General features: G+C 49.2%; 14 protein-coding genes. 5 read left to right on the plus strand and 9 right to left on the minus strand.

Annotation, left to right across the window (positions count from 1 at the left end; all coding sequences use genetic code 11):
* Positions 1 to 54: 54 nt before the first annotated feature.
* Together ACLHR0_RS10755 and ACLHR0_RS10760 are read right to left on the minus strand one after the other, a co-directional pair.
* Positions 55 to 855, minus strand: a complete 801-nt coding sequence (locus ACLHR0_RS10755; RefSeq protein ID WP_436486448.1) for a TlpA family protein disulfide reductase — start codon at positions 853 to 855, stop codon at positions 55 to 57.
* A 35-nt stretch (positions 856 to 890) separates the two neighbouring features.
* Entirely contained in the window at positions 891 to 3,113 is a 2,223-nt protein-coding gene (locus ACLHR0_RS10760; protein ID WP_436486449.1) for a TonB-dependent receptor domain-containing protein, read from the minus strand.
* A gap of 246 nt (positions 3,114 to 3,359) precedes the next feature.
* On the opposite strand from ACLHR0_RS10760, the gene ACLHR0_RS10765 reads away from it, so the two are divergent.
* From ACLHR0_RS10765 to ACLHR0_RS10780, 4 genes are all read left to right on the plus strand, one after another.
* Positions 3,360 to 4,475 carry a sensor histidine kinase gene (locus ACLHR0_RS10765; protein WP_436486451.1) on the plus strand — a complete coding sequence of 372 codons (1,116 nt, stop codon included), beginning with the start codon at positions 3,360 to 3,362 and terminating at the stop codon, positions 4,473 to 4,475.
* 12 nt (positions 4,476 to 4,487) lie between these two features.
* The gene (locus ACLHR0_RS10770) at positions 4,488 to 5,237 is read left to right on the plus strand and encodes a LytR/AlgR family response regulator transcription factor (protein ID WP_436486452.1); all 750 of its coding nucleotides are present in this window, start codon (positions 4,488 to 4,490) and stop codon (positions 5,235 to 5,237) included.
* A gap of 399 nt (positions 5,238 to 5,636) precedes the next feature.
* A complete protein-coding gene (locus ACLHR0_RS10775; RefSeq protein ID WP_436486454.1) occupies positions 5,637 to 7,628 on the plus strand; it encodes a tetratricopeptide repeat-containing sensor histidine kinase in 1,992 nt (663 codons plus the stop codon).
* Positions 7,618 to 8,253 (plus strand): response regulator transcription factor, encoded by a 636-nt coding sequence (locus ACLHR0_RS10780; protein ID WP_429048317.1) that lies wholly within the window; start codon positions 7,618 to 7,620, stop codon positions 8,251 to 8,253. Before ACLHR0_RS10775 ends, ACLHR0_RS10780 begins: the two co-directional genes overlap by 11 nt.
* Before the next feature lie 7 nt (positions 8,254 to 8,260).
* On the opposite strand, the gene ACLHR0_RS10785 is transcribed toward ACLHR0_RS10780, so the two are convergent.
* The gene (locus ACLHR0_RS10785) at positions 8,261 to 9,130 is read right to left on the minus strand and encodes a glycerophosphodiester phosphodiesterase family protein (protein ID WP_436486456.1); all 870 of its coding nucleotides are present in this window, start codon (positions 9,128 to 9,130) and stop codon (positions 8,261 to 8,263) included.
* A 168-nt stretch (positions 9,131 to 9,298) separates the two neighbouring features.
* Between ACLHR0_RS10785 and ACLHR0_RS10790 the strand changes: the two genes are divergently transcribed.
* Positions 9,299 to 9,751, plus strand: coding sequence for a GNAT family N-acetyltransferase (locus tag ACLHR0_RS10790; RefSeq protein WP_436486458.1), 453 nt, complete (start codon positions 9,299 to 9,301; stop codon positions 9,749 to 9,751).
* Here the strand turns inward: ACLHR0_RS10790 and ACLHR0_RS10795 are convergent.
* The 6 genes from ACLHR0_RS10795 to ACLHR0_RS10820 all read right to left on the minus strand — a co-directional run bounded on the left by ACLHR0_RS10795 (position 9,741) and on the right by ACLHR0_RS10820 (position 17,857).
* A complete protein-coding gene (locus ACLHR0_RS10795) occupies positions 9,741 to 11,144 on the minus strand; it encodes an ATP-binding protein (protein ID WP_429048321.1) in 1,404 nt (467 codons plus the stop codon). The two genes, ACLHR0_RS10790 and ACLHR0_RS10795, sit on opposite strands and share 11 nt — an antisense overlap.
* Positions 11,141 to 11,869: a DUF4157 domain-containing protein gene (locus tag ACLHR0_RS10800; protein WP_429048323.1), complete on the minus strand. Its 729-nt coding sequence runs from the start codon at positions 11,867 to 11,869 to the stop codon at positions 11,141 to 11,143. Before ACLHR0_RS10800 ends, ACLHR0_RS10795 begins: the two co-directional genes overlap by 4 nt.
* A gap of 6 nt (positions 11,870 to 11,875) precedes the next feature.
* Positions 11,876 to 12,646: a ParA family protein gene (locus ACLHR0_RS10805; protein ID WP_436486460.1), complete on the minus strand. Its 771-nt coding sequence runs from the start codon at positions 12,644 to 12,646 to the stop codon at positions 11,876 to 11,878.
* A 14-nt stretch (positions 12,647 to 12,660) separates the two neighbouring features.
* On the minus strand, positions 12,661 to 14,034 hold the full coding sequence (locus ACLHR0_RS10810) for a DUF6851 domain-containing protein (protein ID WP_436486462.1): 1,374 nt from the start codon (positions 14,032 to 14,034) through the stop codon (positions 12,661 to 12,663).
* A 14-nt stretch (positions 14,035 to 14,048) separates the two neighbouring features.
* Positions 14,049 to 14,924, minus strand: a complete 876-nt coding sequence (locus ACLHR0_RS10815; protein WP_436486464.1) for a hypothetical protein — start codon at positions 14,922 to 14,924, stop codon at positions 14,049 to 14,051.
* Between the two features lie 95 nt (positions 14,925 to 15,019).
* Positions 15,020 to 17,857 (minus strand): eCIS core domain-containing protein, encoded by a 2,838-nt coding sequence (locus tag ACLHR0_RS10820; RefSeq protein WP_436486466.1) that lies wholly within the window; start codon positions 17,855 to 17,857, stop codon positions 15,020 to 15,022.
* Positions 17,858 to 17,864 lie beyond the last annotated feature (7 nt).

Consider the following 17,864-nt stretch of genomic DNA (forward strand, 5'->3'; position numbering starts at 1 on the left):
CGGACAGAAAAGTAAATAAACCGGATGATTGGGAAGAATTATTTTGGCAACCGGTTAAATTTTCCCCGGACCAGTTATTTCTTCCAGGGCAGCAGCCAGCTCACCGGCTTCGGAGGTAATGTTCCGGATAACGCCTTTTTTATCCACGATCAAATGCGTGGGATAAAGATTTACCTGGAGACTGTCGCTGATATAACGCTCCGGCACAGGGATCACGGCATAGTCAAATATTGTTTTTTTCATAAAGCTGCGCAGTTGCTCCCGGTCGTCGAATGCCAGGCTTAAAAAAAGCACGTCGTCCCGGTTACGGTATTGCTGCACCAGCTGGTTTAACCGGGGCATTTCTTTCACGCAGGCCACGCAATGAATAAACCAGCATTTCACGACAAGTATCTTGCCACTGGTTGACTCCTTCGTGTATGCCTGGCCGTTAATATCTTCCAAAGAAATAAAAGGAAAAGGTTTTCCTTCTCTCTTATAGTATCCATAATAAGTTTTCCCGTAGTACTGCAGTGCACTTCTGACACCGGCGGGTGTTGAATCCGGCAGCGGGTAGAGTTTATACTTCACTGATGAATCTGCCGTAACAAGCTTCAGCGGAAGATAGTTGCCGCTCGCAAATGCCTCCAGGAATGCTTCCCGGCTGATTTCATGCGATGCGGTATCCAATGCTGTATACTTCACCGTGAGCATCATCTCACCTGTTTTGTAGTAATAAAGGGAAGCGTAATCACGAAGAATGGCGTCGGGCGCTATCGCGGGTTCCCCGGGTTCAGGTCCGGTTGATTTATCCGCCGGCTGTGAGCAGGCGCAGAAAAGAATAATAATAAGCGTCAGTGTACGGGCAGGCAGCATATGGTATCCATTTACAGGTATGCATAAGTTACAAATTATTTCCTTACCCTGTTACTCTCTTCTGCCGCCCCGCTGCGCTGCTTCCGCTGCAGCTGGTTCCCGAAAGTTTTTGCCCATGTCAGCTTTATGATCTGCATTTTGCCTGATTCCGGCTGGAAGGTAACTTTACTTTTCAGGTTAAACGCCTCTTCCGCCAGCGTCCCGAAATAACTGCTGATGTGCACCGTGCGTAGTATATCCGTTACCGTTAGCTGGAGACTTCCCCCGTTTTTATTCAGTTCTTTTTTAAGACCGGCATTCAGCGCACCGAACGGATCTACCTTTTTGGAACCATCGTACGACGCACTGTTATACCAGCCGGAGATTTCGAGGTAGAAACGGGCAGGCAATGTAAAGGCCGTGGAGAAGTTAGTATTAAAGCCAAAATATTGTTTCTCTACTGGTGTGGCGGTATAGTCCAGTTTAAATTGCCGCCATCCACCCGTAAACCCGAAGTTCATATTCCACCAGTCGCTCACCTTCCAGGGCAGCAGCGCCTGAAAGGAAACATTATCCTGGAACAACAGGTTTTGCGGAGATACCCATATCACTTCCCCTGCGGGATTGGGTGTAAGCTGGTAGCGGGCTATGGGTGCATCATCCCTGCTGTAAAGCAGGGAAAACGAGTAGCCGTGATAGTTATAACCAACCTTTACATTGTTGGTGATCGTTGGCTTCAGCATAGGGTTGCCGGTTTCCACCGAAGTGGGTCCCGAGTAAATGACAAATGAGGCCAGGTCGTTGTAAGCAGGACGGCTGATCCTTTTTGTATAGGACAGTTGCCATTCCGCTTCCTTTTTTTTCCATGTCAGGAAAATGCCCGGAAAGAACTTACCGGAGGTTCGTTTGGTGATCTGTTGCTTATTTTCCGGATCATCCATTTGTGTTTGTACATATTCATATCTCAAACCGGCTGCCAGCCGTAGCGCAGGATGCAGTTGCGCTTCCAGTGAGCCATAGGCGGCCCCTATGACTTCTTTCATAATGATATTATTGATAGCGGCGGTACTGCTTACCCAGGCCTCATCCAGGAAGCTTTCTATCCTGGAGTTACTGTTGTTTTTTGTATAGGTTCCTTTCAGCCCTGTTTCAATTTTTATTTTGGGAGATAGCTGCCTGCTGTAATCCATTTTCAATACGCCGATCCGCATCGAGGACACAGAAAAGGTTCGTTGCACCGGGGCAAAAAGAGTATCGTTGGTACCCGGTGTATGGCCGGCGCTATCCACGAAAGCGCTGATACCGGCAGAGGGCCGGTTGTTTTTATAATACAGGTAATCCAGGTCGATGTTCAGCTGCTCTCCTTCGCGCATTTTTCTTTCTGCATACACAGATGCGCCCAGGTTATCCCAGTTGTTGTTAACCCTGATATCCGCATCCATGTTATAGGCGGTGGTTTTATTCACCAGGTATTCCCCGTGGTTCAACGTATGATCTGTAACCCGGCTGATGTTGCCATTGATGCTGCCGCCGATGATGGTACGCGGGGTCAGGTTCACATCTGCTCCCAGTATGATATTATGACTATTCCCCACGGACTTCGTCACGCTGAGGAAATCGGAGGAGCTGGGGCCTCCCAGCAATTGCATATCATCTGTTGCGCGGGCAAACCAGTCGTAATAGGATTTGTCGTGCGAGAAAGAATAACTTCCGTACAAGGTCGTATTGCGGAGCGTGCGGCCGAAATTAAGGCTGGCGGCGGCCTTCTCTCCATAGCCATATCCGCCGGTAAGGGAGAAATTTCCCTGGTTCCTGTTTTTCCTGATGACAATATTGATCATCCCGGCATTGCCGGCAGCATCGTACTTTGCAGGTGGTGTATTGAGCAGTTCAATTTTTTCCACGTCGGCGGCGGTCATGCCCTGCAGGTAGATCATCAGCTGATCGGCAGACATGCGCAGCAACTTGCCGTTCAGCATCACCATCACCCCACTTTTGCCATTGAGTGCAATTCCGTTGGTTCTCCGGTCGATATTTACGCCCGGTGAGCGTTCCAGTACTTCCAGGACCGAGCTCCCTTTTGTAAGCACACTGCTTTGTACATTCACCACCGTGCCATACGCCTGCTGCTGCAACAGGGGCTTGTTTGCCCGCACCATCACTTCTTTCAGCTGTTTCAGCGCCGGCAGGCTGTCCGGCGTGGCGGATTTCCCGGATGCCTGTGCCCGGGTATCCAGGGCCGGGGACAACAGTAATAAGGTAAGGAGTACATAGTTCATAAGAGATCACTTCTGCTGCAAATAAATGCGTATCCGCAACGCCGGAAAAACCCGAATGACCACGGGCGGCAGGAGATTGACCACCTGCACAAAAGGCATCGTTTCCCGGCTAAATCCCTGAAAAGCCGGGAATACGGCCGTTCAGCAGCTGCGGTATGCGGGTCATCATTTATTTGCTGCCATTGACATAGTACCGGGAGAGAATCAGCAAAATGTGGTTATCTTTAGTAACAGGTAATTTTTTATATGCTGAACACTAATACAAGCCGGAACTGGCTGCTGAAATATAAACTTTACCACATCCCCTTCTGGTGTCTTTACCATTACCTGTGGTGGGTAGTGGCAATAGGGAATCCTGTGAAAGCTGCCAACTCCATTATCTTATTCCCTTTCTATATCAAGTTTGCGTTTTATGTGATATTCCAGGCAGCCGCGGTATATTTCAATCTCTATTACCTGATTCCAAAATACCTGGAAAAGGGCAGGTATACCGCCTATATTACGTTGCTGGTGCTTACCATCGCGGCAACTGCCTGCGCTATTGTTGGCGGGTATTATCTTTGTTCAGCAGTATCAGGAAAAAGCTTTGCCGTACTTTTCGGGCCGGGAGATTACTGCTTCCTGCACTTCTTTGGCAATGCCCTGCCCTCTACCCTTGCCAGCATGACACTGGCCATGAGCATAAAGCTGACCAAAAGCTGGCTGCAAACCAAAAGGAGACAGCAACTGCTGGAAACAGAAAAACTGGAAACAGAACTTAACTTCCTGAAGAACCAGTTTAATCCTCATTTTCTTTTTAATACTATTAACTCCATCTTCTTCCTGATCCATAAAAACCCGGATGTGGCCTCTGCTTCCCTGGCGAAGTTTTCAGAGTTGCTGAGGTACCAGCTATATGAATGCAATGATAAACAGATTGCCCTCAGCAAAGAGATCGGCTACCTGGAAAATTCTATCGAACTGGAAAAACTGCGGCTTAACAATAACGTGGAAGTTTCGTTTGCGTATCACCGGCAGCCTGTATCACACCTGAGCATCGCCCCGTTTATACTCATGACCTTTGTGGAAAATGCGTTTAAGCATGTATCCAAACAGGCCGATGGGCCTAACTGGATCAGGATACAGCTGCACCTCGACGGACCGCAGCTGGCATTCACTGTTTCCAACAGCTGTGCGGCAGACGAATACAGCGCACCCATTATTGATTATGGCGGTATCGGTTTAAAAAATGTGCAGCGGCGGCTGGACCTGGTATATCCCGGTCAATATGAACTGGACATACTCCGCGAAGCCGGCAGCTTTGAAATACGGCTGCAGCTGGAACTGGCCGAACTCACGGTACCACAATTACTATCTACCTAAAATGCCTTTATTATGATCAACTGCGTGATTACAGACGACGAACCACTGGCCAGGGAAGGCATCGCCAGTTATGTAAAGGAAATAGATTTCCTCACGCTGACCGGCATCTGTGAAAATCCTGTGGAGTTGGTAAACCTGTTAAAGCGGCAACCAGCCGATCTTATCTTCCTGGATATACAAATGCCTAAACTCAGCGGGCTGGATTTTCTGAAGATGGTACAAAATCCGCCGATGGTGATTATCACCACAGCGTTCCCCGAATATGCGCTGGAAGGTTTCCAGTTAAATGTGCTGGACTATTTATTGAAGCCCATTACGTTCGACCGGTTCTTCAGATCGGCCACCAAAGCGAGGGACTATCACCAGTTGGTAAACCCGCCCGCCAAAAACAACTCCACGCCCGTGGAAGCCGGCGCGGATCACTTTTTTATTAAATGTGGCAGCCGGTATGAAAAGATCCAGGTGGAAGATATTCTTTTTGTGGAAGGCATGCAGAACTATGTAAGCATCTATACCCGCAAGGGAAAATATATAACCCTGTTATATCTCAAAAACCTGGAGCAGCAATTACCCGCCCAGGCATTTATCCGGGTGCATAAATCTTATATTGTAGCAGTGAATAAAATAGACAGTATCCAGGGGAATGAAATTTGTATACAATCGCACCAGATCCCTATCAGCCGCAATTACCGCGAGGCAGTGATCCAACAGGTGGTCATGAACAGGTTATGGGATAAAGTTTCGCGGCCCCCCTTGCCGTAAGGTCAAAACATTGTATTTTTGGCGCCCTAAAAAAAGCCTCTGAATCCTTGCGATCCAAAGGCTGCTAACTCAAAGTAAATCTGATTATGTAAATGTAGTCCTGCCTGGCGGTAGATACCGGCCGGCATCATTTCGTATCCTTTTTCAGTCAGGTTCCTTTAACAGGTGCCTCGCAAAAACGGGGTAACCCTGAAAAAAAGAATGGCGGCTTTTAAGAAACAAAACTGCTGGTATTCCTTTTTTCAATATGATGATCAAAAACGTTTCCAGGTATACCCCAAATATAACATGGACGCGGAGTTTCCACAATACCGGCATACTATGATTTATTTATACCTGTTTTCAGGTATTTTTGCCGGCAACGATCATGTATACCCAATTGTTTTATATTTTGGCTTTATGAGAAGACTATCTTTCCTGATTTTCCTGGTTACAGCAACTTCCTGGTGCAGTGGACAGGCGCCTCCGCTGAATGAAAAGGCGCTTACAGACAGCCTGGAAAATGTATTGCAACGGACTACATCCGACAGTATCCGTGCCCGGGCACACTATTCCCTGTCGGAATACTGGGCTGTCAACGATTCGCTGAAGTCATCACAACACCTGGAAAAAGGAAAGCAATACAGTGGAAAGAATTCCTTCCTGCAGGCGCTTTACTATTACTATGAAGCGAATATGCTGAAGAAATCCGCGCCTGACAGAAGCCAGTCCGCCTTCCTGAAAGCAGATACCTTACTCAGCAGGTTTAACACTTCCGAAGCCTATTCTTTCCGGTCTAAAGCCTGGTACGACTATGGCGCTATTGCCCAACGGAAAGACGATTATAAAGCATTTGCAGATGTCTTACTAAATAAGGCGATTCCGCTGGCACAACAGGCCGGCGATCAAACGGTAGTGGGGAAAGATTACCTGGCGGTGGGAATCGTTTTTAAAAATGCGGGACAGTTCGACAAAGCAGAAACCTACTGCCTGAAGGCGATAGAAACTTTCAAAAACGCGCACTCCCCTACGCATGAACTGGTAACTGCCTATCATACCATCGCAGAAAATTATTCGCTGTCGGCCCAGAATGCCAAAGCAAAGCCTGCGCTGGACAGCGCCTGGAAGCTATTGGCGCCTTTCCCGGAATCTGAGTACCTGTTGGATCATTATGCCGCCGAAGGGATGTATTATACCCTTGAAGGGAAATTCAAAGAGGCGCTTGCCAGCCTGGACAAAGGAATACAACTGGCCCGGAAGAAAGGTTTGCGTTATGAAGAGCAACGGTTACAAATGCAGCAGTTTTACGCTTATTTCAATGATAATAACTTTGTAAAAGCGAAAGAGATGGCCACGCTGCTGATGCAGCAGAATGAAACAATGAAGCTGGTAACTAACCGCCTCCAGTTGTTTTACGGGATGGCACTTACCTGCGAAAACCTCCGGCAGATGGCGCCCGCCTATACATGGATGAAGCGTTACAGTGAGCTTAGCGACAGTCTTACCAAAGCACAGCTTACCAACGATGTTCATGCCCTGGAAATAAAATTCCGGAACGCAGAGAAGCAGAAAGAAATAGATGCGCTGAAAGCCAAAAGCATCCAGGATGCGCTGCATACCAAAAATGCCCGGCTGGTAAACTCATTGCTGGGCGCCGCTATTGTCATTTTACTGGTGGTATTGCTGTTTGCCGTTTTCGTTTACCGCAGCAAGCAGAAACTGGCGGCGCAAAAAGAGCTAAGCTACCGGCAACACCTGCACGAAATAGAACAACAACAACAATTACAGTTCAGCCAGGCCGTGTTACAGGGCGAAGAGCAGGAACGCCGCCGGCTTGCCAGGGACCTGCATGACGGCCTGGGCGGCATGCTTGCCGGCGCCAAGATAAACCTCTCTGCACAAATTGAAGATACCTACTCGCAGGACCAACGGGCCGAACTGGAAAAGATCACGCTTCAGCTGGATCATTCTGTTACAGAACTCCGGCGCATCGCACATAATATGATGCCCGTTAACCTGCTGAAATTTGGTTTGAAGACAGCGCTCAAAGATCTCTGCGAATCACTCATGAATGACGCTACCCGTATTGACTTCCAGGACCTGGGAATTGAAGATACCCTCCGGGAAGAAGTACAGATCCACATCTACCGCATTGTACAGGAGCTGTTGTCCAATGCTATCCGCCATGCGCAGGCGACCAATATCATACTGCAATGCAGCCAGAACGACCATATCTTTTTTATTACCCAGGAAGATAATGGCAAAGGTTTTGACACGCAGGCGGCGGGTAAGGAGAAAGGCATTGGCTTAAGCAACATCCGTAACCGGGTGGGATTCCTGAAAGGAAAAATTGATATTGACTCTGCCGCGAACGAAGGCACCACCATAAATATTGAATTACATGTTGATTAATCCCGCTACACTCGCTATTGTAGACGACCATCCGATTGTACTTGAGGGACTGCAGAAGTTGCTCACGAATGTGAAGAGCATACAGATTACCGGGTGCTTCACTTCCGGAATGGCTTTTATGTCTTTCCTGAAAGAAAATAAAGTAGATGTACTACTGCTGGATATCACGCTGCCGGATGCCAACGGGATAGAGCTATGCCGGGAAATTAAGGCGCTGTCGCCCGACACACACGTACTGGCACTAAGCAATCATTCTGAACGCAGCATGATCCTCCAGATGATCCAGAACGGCGCTACGGGGTACCTGTTGAAAAATATTTCTTCCGAAGAACTGGTGGCCTGTATCCAGGAAGCACTCAGCGGAATGATCACTTTCAGCAAAGGCGCCAAAGAAATTATGGCACGCCCTTCCATCAGCGAACTAAAAGGTATTCCGCAGCTCACTAAACGGGAAAAGGAAATACTGCACCTGATAGCAGATGGTAAAACCACCCCCGACATTGCGCAGCAGCTTAACCTTAGCCCGTTAACCGTAGAAACGCACCGGAAAAACCTGATACAGAAGTTCCAGGTAAGAAATGTGGCCGCGCTGATTAAAATGGCTGCTCAACAAGGGCTGTTATAAGAGCTGTTTATTTATGCAGTCCTTTCCTGCGCAGATAAGCCAATAGCTTTTCAGGATAATCTGTCTGGATCACATTGGCAAAGGCCGCGTCTTTACGCAGCTGATCAAAACCGGCATCGTCTTTTTCTGATTCCAGTTTATCATACTTTCCCAAAGCGTTCATCCATACCCGTGTGCCGCCGGTGGTAATGCTTTTCACCAGGGAATCGGAGTAAAAAGAAGCGTCTCCGTGAATAACCGGGAACTTGCCCTGCTTCGCGGCCATTTGTTGTATTTCTGCTATTTCCGCCACACTGTGCGCGCGGGGCATTACCGGGATCTCCGGATTCCAGCTGTACAGGGTGGGCGCTGTATGATGATCATAGATAAAGAACAGGACCTGTTCTTCCATTCCATGTGCCGCAATCTGGGCAAAGGCCTGCCTGGCTGCCGGCTCGCTCTCTTCCTTAAAATCTACATCTACAATAATTCTTCCTTTGGTGATCTTTAATACCTGTTCAAAAGAAGGGATAGTCTCCGTGGTGGGTTTTCCTTTAAAAAGTAAGGGAAACTGCTGCAGTTCGTGGTAGGTATAATCCCTTACCTTGCCGGGTTTCCCGGTGGTGCGGGTAATGGTTTCATCGTGCATAAGCACGAGGATATGATCTTTTGTTTCATGCAGATCTATTTCCACGATATCAATACCCTGTTCAACAGCTTCCTTCACAGCAGCGAGTGAGTTCTCCGGGTATTTGTTATGCGAAGCACGGTGTGCCGCCACCATGATATGTTCCGGGTGATGTTTAAACTCGTCGAGGATAGCGTCTGCAGGCGTTTTTTGCTGTGCGGTTACCGGCAGGCTGATGGCACATAAGGTTGCTAATAATAAACGGTTCATCAGGTATTTATTTTTTTACAGCGATAGACAGGATGTTCCTGTGAAAGTATATTATTTCACAGAAGATCCCTACCGGCTTAATAAAAAAATAATCTTAGTAATCATAGGTGTCGGTTGCCGGAAAAAATAGTTACATTATAGTGTATTAACACCCATCAAACAATAGCCATGAATATTACCACGCAGCGGTTAACTACGCATCACCTCGCCGAATTTATTGAATTGCTCCAGGTATATGAAGCGGTATTTGACATGCAGGACTTCCAAATGCCCGATAAGAGTTATCTCAAAAACCTGTTGAGCGGGGACTATCTGATTATGTATACCGCCATGCATGAAAATGCCGTTATAGGCGGACTTACCGCCTATGTACTGCCCTCCTGTTACGCACGCGCTGCTGATATATATGTGTATGACTTTGCGGTGCATACCGAATTTCAAAGAAAGGGTGTTGGCAAACATTTACTATCTGCCTTCGCGGAATACTGCCGGGAGAATAACTACGCCACGTTCTTTGTACAGGCAGTAGCCACGGATGTACATGCCGTGGAATTTTACCGTGCTACCGGCGGTGCGCCGGAAAATGTAGTGCAGTTCACTTACACCGATATTAAACAATAAACGACCGTCCTTCTTTGTTCATTTCCTTCCGGATGCCATTTACCACATCTTCCAGGGCAACCGATGTTGATTTCCGTTCCAGCGCTTTCAGGCAGGCGTATTGTACTACATTGATAATATTTCCGCCGGTGATTTCATACTTTTTCACTTTTCCGGGAATATCTTCTTCATCCAGGAACTTTACGTTTGGCGGGAAGGTTTTCTGCCAGATAGCCGCCCGCTCCCGTTCTCCGGGTACCTGGAATTGTATGATGGCATTGAAGCGACGGATAAAGGCGTCGTCAATATTATTTTTCATATTGGTAGCCAGTATTACCAGGCCATTAAAATCCTCGATCCGCTGCAACAGGTAAGATACTTCCTGGTTGGCGTATTTATCATGTGCATCCCGTACGCTGGTGCGTTTTCCAAACAGCGCATCTGCTTCGTCAAAGAAAATGATCCAGCCCTTATCTGCTGCCTTTGCAAACAATGTTTCCAGGTTTTTTTCTGTTTCCCCGATGTACTTGGAAACGACCATCGACAGGTCAATTTTATATACATCCCTGCCGGTATATTTACCGAGTAGGCTGGCCGTAAAAGTTTTGCCGGTACCGGGAGGTCCATAGAACAATGCGCGGTAGCCTTTCTTCAGCTTATGTTTCATGCCCCATTCATTCATCAGCTGATCGTTGTGATGCAGCCATGTTTCCAGCTCCCGGATCTGCACCATAATGGATTCATCCAGCACCAGGTCGTTCCAGCTAAGCTCCGTGGCGATGAGCCTGGCGGGGAAGCTCATGCTGAAATGCGGCCTGCCGGGTTTTCCTTTTATAAAGAGATTTACATAGTCGATGTCCATCATAATACGGGCGCTCATCAGAGGTTCTCCTGCCTGCACATCTTCCAGCCATAATATTCTTTTGAGCGCAAATTCATGATCGGGTTCAAACAGCTCCTGTACCTCCAGGCGTTTTTTCCAGTTGGTGCCTGCCAGCAAGAAAAGCGCTGTTTCTCCGGTGGGCAGGAAGCCCCGGAATTGTTTACCGCGTACACCGCCCAGTTGCGGGAATTCGCCCGCCTGTGGCAGGAATTGCTGGATAGCCGTGTCGTAAAATTCCGGCAGGATATGCGGCACCAATGCTATCAGCAGCAGGGTGAGTTCTTCGTCGCTCCATTTGTTTTGCTGCATGGCTTCCGGCCGTACAATTTGCCAGGTAGTCCTGTCGGGTATAGCAGGCGGTTTGGAAGGCGTGCCTTCTTTTTTAAAGTAGACACCCAGCTGATAGTTGATCAATGCCTGCAAATAGGCCAGTTCCGGCGCCGTGGCGGTGGTTTCGGCGATGGGTACCGCGGTTATTGGCTGTTTCGCGGTTGTTTTTTTTGGAGATACCTTGTTGTTAATCTTACTCATATGTTTGTCCCTCCCGGTTGTGTAGCGGATTTTTCTTTAGCAGCGCCCTGTTGTACCACATGTGTAAGTTCATGTGCCAGCAGGTGTTTGCCGTTACTGGTGTCAGGATTATATTTTCCTGCATTGAAAAAAACATCATTCCTGTGGGTAAATGCCTGCGCGCCCAGTTCTTTGCTCATTTGTATGGCGGAGGTGCCCGTATGAATATTTACGTGGCTGAAATCTACCCCGAATTTATGCTGCATTTCGTGTGTTGTTTGCCGGCTCATGGGATTGCCTTTACCGGCAGCACTTTCAATCTGCGCAGAGAGCTGCGGTGTGGCGGAACTGCTGCCACTACCGCCTCCGGTAGCTTCGGATTTTTGCACCTGGCCTTCTTCCTCGTGTTCACAGGCAGCACATTTGCGTTGCAGTTCGGGCTTGGTTTGAATATCTTTATCGCGGCGCATGCGGGCATCGTTGGTGCCCAGCTTTTCTTCTGCTTCGGAAGTAGCCAGCCGCTGTACTGAGCTGATATCTTTTTTCTGTACTACCGGGCCGGCGCCGCTGCCACCGCTCACCACCTTATCTGCTACCGAATCGGCTTCCCGCTCAAATGCGTCTCCGGGTGTGTTGACGGATAATTTTGTCTGGAAGAAAGTACTTTCTTTCTTCTGTTGCACGCCGCTGAAAAAGGGTTCTTTCGCGGAAGCGGCGGCGGGTAAAGACTGTTTACTATCAAACATAACCAACTATTTTATTCTGCTTAGAAAATCTTCTCCCAGCCTGCGATAATCTTTTGCGCCATGCGACACGGGATCAAAGCTGAAAATATCCATTCCTGCTTCCTGTGCTTTGGCCAGCTGTATATTGGAACGGATATAGGTATCCATTACTTTGCCGTTGTACTCTGTTTCCAGTTGTTTCAACACCTGCCGGTTCATGGATTTCCGGTCGTCGTACTTGGTTAAAACAATACCGAGCACTTCAAGGTTGGTGTTCAGCTTCTTTTTTATATTCTCAAAATGATACATAAAACTGCGAACGCCTTTCAGCGGAAGAAATTCTGCCTGTAGTGGCAACAGTACGTAATCGCTGGCTACCAGCGCATTTACGGTAAGCATGCCAATGGCGGGCGGGCAGTCGATCAGGATAAAATCAAACTGTGGCAGCAACGGTTTCAGCATCCAGCTGAATACCTGTTCACGTCCGTACATACCCACCAGTTCCAGTTCTGCACCTGCCAGGTCCAGCGACGAGGGTATGAGCATCAGTCCGCAGGACGATGTGAGTATCACCTGCGACAACAATGCCTCTTCACCTGCGATCTCTTTTTTCAGTGCGGTGTACAGGTGCTGGGGCGGGTCTTCTGCATATCCTAGTGCCTGCGTGAGATTCGCCTGGGGATCGGCATCCACGAGCAGCACCTTTTTACCTGCCTGCTGCAAGGCGGCAGCCAGGTTAATAGCGGTGGTGGTTTTGCCGGAGCCTCCTTTCTGAATAGCCAACGATATTACCGTCATAAGAAATCAGTTAATCATAATGTTCCGTTGAAAAAATACTTTGCTTTTTCCCATACGATCCTGCCTACTTTTTGCCCGAGATATTGCCCTTCCTGGTTGCTGCGCGGAAAATGGATTCCACCGTATAACCGCGACAGTCCAGCTTGCGCGGCTGCTTCCGAAAATGTATTCCAGCTTAATGAAATATCGCGTGAAGGCGTATAACCGGGTTCTATCAGCGAACCACCTTTGCTGCATAATACGGTGGCGCCCAGTTTATCGCCACCGGTAAACTGCGCCATGATATAGGCCGCGGCGCTGCTAAAGGTGCTATGACCGGAAACATATTCTGCAAAGGGCGGCGTAATAGCGGCCGGTGGCTGAAATGGCAGCCACTCCTCTCCTTTTATTTCCTTAGTACCTTGCCCCGGACCGCCCCAGGCTTTTATTATGCGTCCTTTGTATACATAGCGCACGGCTGAAACCGGGCGTACGGCATCATGATGTCGTTTACTTTCCCAGCAGGCAATACTGGCATCCAGCATTGCATTGCTGAGGGCAAAAAATAGTTTCAGGTCCTGGTGATTACAATGCTGATCCCGGTTAGATACATACTGTGCGATCTGGCACCAATGACCTGGCGGCGTTACGGTGCCGGGACCATCCCACCAATATTCCGCGATTACTTTTTGCAGGTCGGTGAGGCCGGCACTGATCGCTATCACCTGGTCTACCTGCTGCTGAAACTCGGTACTACCGGGCAGGTAAGGCACCGGCGGACGAAACTGTGCCGCGTGCTGCAACGCAAAAGGATGCACCAGCGACCAATGTGACGTGAGGAACTGTTGTGATTTAAAATGACCATTGCCGTCCGGAACAAGCAGTGGTTGCCAGCGGCCCGGTTCCTTCAGCTGCTCCGGTGTGTTCACTGGTTTATATCCTGTATAATCCGACCAGGCAGGCATTTGCAGGGTGCCATAAGCGTTGGCACCATCTCCCGCAAAGGCTTCCAGTATACAACGTCCTGCGAGGTTACCAATGCCCGCTGCATTGGAAATATCCAGCGTGGTGATGGCGGGGTCATAGTCGAGGTGCAGCATCATATCATGAAACATGTTTTTATTTTCCGCGGGTAAAATCAGCCGGAATAGTTCCGTGAGCACGCGGAAAGCGGCGTAGCTGTATGCTTTGCGTTTATAGGCAGCTTTGTGTTCTTCTTTGGGCCGTTTAATATAAGCGCCGGTGGCGGTACTGATGGCACAGGGGTTGTAGGCCGTCCACGCATTGTACATGGCGGTGTGTACCATAGCCAGTGCGCGTGCGGCCAATGATGGTGGAAGTGACGAGCAGCGGATCGCTTCCACTGCCAGTTGGTTCCATTGCACTACGAGTGTTGTCGGGGTTGACATATCATCTTTTCATTTTATAATAATGTAGTAATTCTGACGACTGCACCGTGCATAAAAAACGCCAGCAACCGGTTGTTGTCTGCTGCCACGGAGAAGATAGCGCCCGGGGCTTCTACCTGCTGCTGTTCATGGGGTGCGGCGGTATTGATAAGAAACGTTTTACCTTCAAAATCCACCGCTATGATGTATTTGCCGTCCGGTGTGATGGTGGCATCATTCCAGTTTCCTTTCCAGTGGTTTATTTCTTTTCCTGCCGTAGTATCCCAAAGGCCGATGTGATTGTATTGTAACAGCAGCAGTTGTTTTTCATCTGCTGTCATTTCAATTCTCACGGCGGGCAATTGTTCCGGGATGATGGTGGCTTTAAAAGTTGCCTTATCGAACACGCGGAACTGCGGCGTGCCTGCCAGTATCCATTTATCGCTGATATACAACGCTGCCACCGGCAGGTTGCTGTCTTCCCAAAGAGTTTGCAGCAGGTGGCCTTCCTTGTCCAGCAACAGCACCTTTGCGGGTGGCGGGCCTGGTATGCCTATCCATTGTACTGATACAGCCACGGCACTGCCATCGGGCGCCCAGGCAAACACGCTTGGCGTATATTCGTTGCCGTGAGACACCTGATATTGTCCGCCTGCCGTTCTGATAGCTTCCTGCATGCCCGGGATTTCGTGCCGTACGTTGGCCGCCAGGTCGAGGACACCGGCGCCCCAATACAGCTGATCGCCGATGAGCGTTGGAAAGCCCGGCTGTGGCGTATCCGTATGATGTTGCAGCAACGGCTTGTCTTCTTTCCATACCGTTACCTGGTGCAGGGAGGCAGCTATCGAATAGTTGTCTTTGAGCACCAGTTTGTTGCCACCGTTACCTGTCAATGTTTTCCAGTTCTTCATCTTTCTTTTTATCATTTTGTTTCCGGGAGATGTGCAACTGCTGCACTACTTCCTATAACAACATTTATTCACGGGGTGTTTGTATTGGTTTATTGCTATGGTGGTGTAATCTGCGTTTTATCCACATACCCCAGTTTGCCGTTGAAATCAAATGCAGCCCATGCACCGGTGAAGCCGGCTACCTGTAAAAGATCACCCGGCTTTACCCAGCCAATACCTTTGTGTTTTGGACCGGGACCTCTGAACACGGGGAGTTTTTTCAGTGCCGTTACTGTTGCGATATATGCTTTCTGATCAATGAGTAAGTTATTAAATCCACGTCCGGGGATGCGTGCATTGGCCAGTGGCCGGTCGTCGCCCGGCTTATCGGATCTTGGCGCCAGGCGACCCAGTGGCCCGAGAATTTCATCCGGCTGGCGGCCGGCCAGTTCTGCTGTAACGAGTGCCGACAGCTTGGGACCGGTTGCTGTATTTGAAATCTCATTTCTGAAGAATGCTTTTACAAAGGCATTTGCCGGTTCGTTGTGCAGCCATGCCAGTGCAAGCCTGATCCTTCCGGACGTGTGCGGAGCTGCCGGAGCAAACAGTGTAGCATCTGACGGTTTAATAATTGCTACGTCGAGATGTACTTCCATATGCCGCACAAAATCGGATGGTACGCCTTCCAGGAAAGTTACGAATGCTCCTGCTCTTGCAGGATCAAAGTTGAGCCATGCCTGTTCCATCAAAAATCTGCCAATCCGTTTCTCCGTATCTGCTGCCGCCATCATTGACGGCGTTTTGAGCATTTCGTCGTAGATCTCTGCCGCAAATGCAAGGCGGTCGTTGATCCAGCCTTTGAAGTGCGCAACTGATATACCATATTTTGTTCCGAAACCGGCAAGGAACGGGAACTGCGCTACCTGGGCAAGTTCCAGCAATTTGGCGAGGCTTACCGGGTTGGGGCCCAGTCCCTTCAATGCTACCTTTACAAAGGCTACTACGCATTCATCCCACCATGATGTAGTGGCTATTCCCATTCTGTTATTCAACAGCACGGTGGCTGTTGCAGCATTTGCAGCCGCTACTTCCACTGCCGCCCTCATGACACCTTCCGGCTCACGGCCTACAGCCAGGTAAGCTGCAGCGGTACCAAAAGCCTGCGGATCAAAAGGATAATCGATATGAAGATCATTGCTGACAGGATCTCTCAAGGTGGTTGCTGAGAGTCCTACGGATGCACGGGCTCCTTCCACCTGCACCGGTTTTCCAAGGGCTGCCGCCCTTTGCTGTGTATACTCCACAACATTTGGATTAGCGGCTAAATACGGCGCTACATTGGCCGCGGCGGTGCCTGTAGGAACCGGGTGTGCCCCAACAAGACAACCCGCAAATACGATGCGGGCAGTGGCAGGATCAAGATTATTGATCAGCACATCCAGCAGCGCCTTTGTTTTTAACTTTTCCAGAGGTTTGCTGATATCAAGACTTTCAGAGTTGTAGTCAACACGGCCTTTCACAACGTTTGGTAAACTTGTACCCGCCAGTTCAAGACTATGCGGCGAACCATGCCCTGCGATGATCACCTGTGCAATCTGAGAGCCCTTGCCGTATGTAGCAGCAATTTTAGGTACCTCTTTAATAATATCAGCGATCGAATTTTGACCTTCCAGCATCAGCACCAGGTTCGGTGAGTTGATGATCACGTCTTCAAATTTCGGCGCCGCATCCTGGAATGCGCTGGCATCGATACCGGTGTGAATGATGAGGTGCAACGGAAATAACTTCAGCCTGTTGCCGTAATTAGCCACCAGTTTATTGAGCGCCAATGTGCTGAAGCGATGCAGGTTCCGTATTCGGCCTTTCAGGTCGGAATAAACGGATGGCGAAAGAGCTGTGAACATATTGATCATCTTCTGGAATTCCGCTCCCCTGGCACCTGCGCCGGGAGAATACCCTCTTTGCAGGTGAGGCTGAAAGTCTTTCCAGTAATCTTTCAGGTTCGTCAGTAAAACGGGTCTTGCCTCCACATCTATCAATTGCAGTTCAGACACTGTTTCGTGCAGCACTTTGCCGCCAATCAGTTTTTCCAGTTCCAGCATGGTTTTGCCCAATGCCATTCGCCGCGCTACCGGTGGCGTAGTGTTTAGTATTATTACCGTGTCGCCCTGGTTACAGCCGTTACCAAAGGCGCCCAGCTTTGTCCATTCATCCGGCGTCAGCGGAATCAGGTCCTTTAGCTTCAGATCCGAGGCGCCAGCCAGTATATGAGGCCCCTCGTCTATTTTAGCGATCATCTTCCACAATGCTTTCCGGTCGGCTTCTATTAGTGTACTCTCGGCAAACCAATCGGCCCGGCGGCGTATGTAGCTGTTGAATTCATCCAGCGACATACCCGTGTTGGCGGCTGTACCGTCACCGAGAAGTTCCACTTTATTCGCCAGTTTAAATTTGGAATACGCATAGGCCAAAGGCGCGCGGGAAATCATCTGCGCCGGACTTTGCTGCACTATATGGGTCAGCTCATGCGCCAGCAGGTGTTTTCCTTCAGCGCTGTCGTTATGCTGATTGGCGCCAAAATAAATATCCGTTCCATGTGTAAAGGCTTTTGCCTGCAATTGCCGGCTCATATCCGCAGCGCCTGCATCTTCATGAATACGCACGCCGCTGAGGTCTGTACCAAAGGCGCGGCTCATTTCTTCATTACGGCGCGATGGCAGCGGCGCTCCGTTACCTTTACTTTGCGACAGCTGTTGTTCTACCGCTGGTGTTACATCCGGTGTTGCATTAGCAGTAGCTTCGCGTTGCAGGGTGCCGTCTTCTTCTCCATGCTGCTCTTTCCGCTGAAAGAAAGGATCTTTCACGGGGGTGGGGCCAAAGAAAGGGCCTTCCCGCTGCTGCGGTGCAGAGGATTTTAGTCCGGGTGGTTGTATCTGTGTATTTGCTGCTGCCACTTATAAA

This window comes from Chitinophaga sp. ARDCPP14 (assembly GCF_051362515.1).
GTDB lineage: Bacteria > Bacteroidota > Bacteroidia > Chitinophagales > Chitinophagaceae > Chitinophaga.